This window comes from Brevundimonas sp. EAKA, from assembly GCF_000698025.1.
GTDB classification, from domain to species: domain Bacteria; phylum Pseudomonadota; class Alphaproteobacteria; order Caulobacterales; family Caulobacteraceae; genus Brevundimonas; species Brevundimonas mediterranea_A.
Window position 1 is genome coordinate 1 of record NZ_JMQR01000212.1, and the last position, 2,826, is coordinate 2,826.

General features: G+C 69.3%; 2 protein-coding genes. Both read left to right on the forward strand.

The genetic code is table 11. The features are described from left to right. The first annotated feature begins 138 nt into the window (after positions 1–138). Positions 139–1,731, forward strand: coding sequence for a carboxyl transferase domain-containing protein (locus ER13_RS16835; protein WP_035311167.1), 1,593 nt, complete (start codon positions 139–141; stop codon positions 1,729–1,731). A gap of 51 nt (positions 1,732–1,782) precedes the next feature. Next, entirely contained in the window at positions 1,783–2,682 is a 900-nt protein-coding gene (locus ER13_RS16840; RefSeq protein WP_035311168.1) for an enoyl-CoA hydratase-related protein, read from the forward strand. Positions 2,683–2,826: the final 144 nt, after the last annotated feature.

The window sequence follows — 2,826 nt, forward strand, 5'->3', positions numbered from 1 at the left end:
ACCCATCACAGATCTGTCCCGATTCCGGCAGTGCGCCCCTGCCGGGCCGCCCCCGCCCCGTCGCTGCGCGACGCCCCTCCCCGGAGCGGGGAGGGAGAATTCCTTGTGACGTCCCGCGACCCCGCCTAAACCAACCCCATGCCGAAGTTGACGTCCGCGGTCGATCCGCAAAGCCCCAAATACAAGTCCCTGCACGCGCACAACAGCGCCCTGGTCGCTGAACTTCGCGACCATGTGGCCCAGGCCGCGCGCGGCGGGTCCGACAAGTCGCGCGAACGACATGTGGCGCGCGGCAAGCTGTTGCCCCGCGACCGGGTCGAGCGGCTGCTGGATCCCGGCTCGCCCTTCCTGGAGATCGGCCAGCTGGCCGCCCACGCCATGTACGACGGCGAGGCCCCCGGCGCCGGCCTGATCACCGGAATCGGCCGCGTCTCGGACCGCGAGGTGATGATCGTCGCCAACGACCCGACGGTGAAGGGCGGCGCCTACTTCCCCATGACGGTGAAGAAGCATCTGCGCGCCCAGGAGATCGCCGAGCAGAACCGCCTGCCCTGCGTCTATCTGGTCGACTCCGGCGGCGCCAACCTGCCGCATCAGGCCGAGGTCTTCCCCGACCGCGACCATTTCGGCCGCATCTTCTTCAACCAGGCCCGGATGAGCGCCAAGGGCGTCGCCCAGATCGCCTGTGTCATGGGCCTGTCCACCGCCGGCGGCGCCTATGTGCCGGCCATGTCGGACGAGACGATCATCGTGCGCAACCAGGGCGCCATCTTCCTGGCCGGCCCGCCCCTGGTGAAGGCCGCCACCGGCGAGGTCATCTCGGCCGAGGAACTGGGCGGCGCCGAGACCCACGGCCGTCGCTCGGGCGTGGTCGACCATGTGGCCGAGAATGACGAACATGCGCTGGAGATCGTCCGTTCCATCGTCGCCAATCTGAACACGACCAAGTCCGTGGACATGGATGTGCGCGAACCTCGCGCGCCGGCCTTCGCCGCCGAAGAGTTGTACGGCCTGATCCCCGACGACGTGCGCGCCCCCTATGATGTGCGCGAGGTCATCGCCCGCCTGGTGGACGGGTCCGAGTTCGACGAGTTCAAGAGCCTGTACGGCCCGACCCTGGTCTGCGGTTTCGCCCGCATCTGGGGCTATCCGGTCGCCATCCTGGCCAACAACGGCGTCATCTTCTCCGAAAGCGCCCAGAAGGGCGCCCACTTCATCGAACTGGCCTGCAAGCGCAAGATTCCGCTGCTGTTCCTGCAGAACATCTCGGGGTTCATGGTCGGCGGCAAATACGAGGCCGGCGGCATCGCCAAGGACGGCGCCAAGCTGGTGACCGCCGTCGCCAGCGCCGAAGTGCCCAAGTTCACCGTCCTGATCGGCGGCAGTTTCGGGGCCGGAAACTACGGCATGTGCGGCCGCGCCTATTCTCCGCGCTTCCTCTTCACCTGGCCCAACAGCCGGATCGGCGTGATGGGCGGGGAACAGGCGGCGTCGGTGCTGGCCACCGTCCACCGCGACGCCGAGACCTGGAGCGCGGAAGACGCCGAGGCCTTCAAGGCCCCGATCCGCCAGAAATACGAGGACGAAGGCAATCCCTATTACGCCACCGCCCGCCTGTGGGACGACGGCGTCATCGACCCGGCCCAGACCCGCGACGTCCTGGGCCTGGCCATTTCCGCCAGCCTGAACGCCCCGATCCCGGAGACCACGTTCGGCCTGTTCCGGATGTAACCTATTCTTCCGCCCCCCGTTGCAACACGGACCCTCAGTTTGGAGATGACCATGGCCGATCAACCCACCGACGCCGACCTCAACGCCCTGGACGTCACCGACGCCGAGGAAGCCGAGATCAACCGCATCGCCCATCCGCTGCTGGCCGACGCCGCGCCGGACGCCAATGACGACCTGGTGCGGATCGACGCCACCAGCGACGGGGTGGTCTTCATCACCCTGGACCGGCCGGAGAAGAAGAACGCCTTCGACGCCGCCACCATCGCCGCCCTGCACGAGGCGTTCGAGACCCTGCACGGCGCCGACCACGTCCGCCTGGTCTTCATCCGCGGCGCGGGCGGGACCTTCAGCGCCGGGGCTGATCTGAACTGGATGCGCGACGCCGCCGACTGGTCCGAGGCCGACAATCGCGACGACGCCCTGGGTCTGGCCCGGATGCTGAAGGCCCTGCACGACGTCCCCGCCCTGACCGTCGCCCTGGTCGAGGGCGCCGCCATGGGCGGCGGGGCCGGCATCGTCGCCGCCTGCGACATGGCCGTGGCGGTCGAGGGCGCGCGTTTCGCCTTCTCCGAGGTCAAGCTGGGCCTGATCCCCGCAACCATCGCCCCCTATGTCATTGAGGCCATCGGCGCGCGGCGCGCGCGCCAGCTGTTCCTGACCGGCAACAGTTTCGACGCCGACTACGCCGCCCACGCCGGCCTGATCGATCTGGTCCTGCCCGAGGGTTCGGTGGACGAGTTCATCGCCATGCTGACCGACAGCCTCAGCGGCAACGCCCCCGGCGCCATGGGCGAGGCCAAACGCCTGGTCAACGACATCGCCGGCCACAAGATCGACAGCGGCCTCTTGGACGACACCGCCAAACGCATCGCCCGCGCCCGCGTCTCCCCCGAGGGCCAGGAAGGCGTTCGCGCCTTCCTCGACAAGCGCAAACCCGACTGGGCGGTTTAGGGGCAGGGCAGGCCTCACAGGCCCCCTCCGTCTCGCCGGCTTCGCCGGCGATCCCCCCCCCCCAAGGGGGGGGGAATGCGAGCACCCAAATCCTCCCCCCCTGGGGGGGGGGGGGGGGGGCGGGGCGCCGTGACGGGGGGGGGC

Coding starts and splice junctions, on each gene's coding strand:
- ER13_RS16835 (WP_035311167.1), top strand. CDS start 139: ATGCCGAAGTTGACGTCCGCGGTCGATCCGCAAAGCCCCAAATACAAG.
- ER13_RS16840 (WP_035311168.1), top strand. CDS start 1,783: ATGGCCGATCAACCCACCGACGCCGACCTCAACGCCCTGGACGTCACC.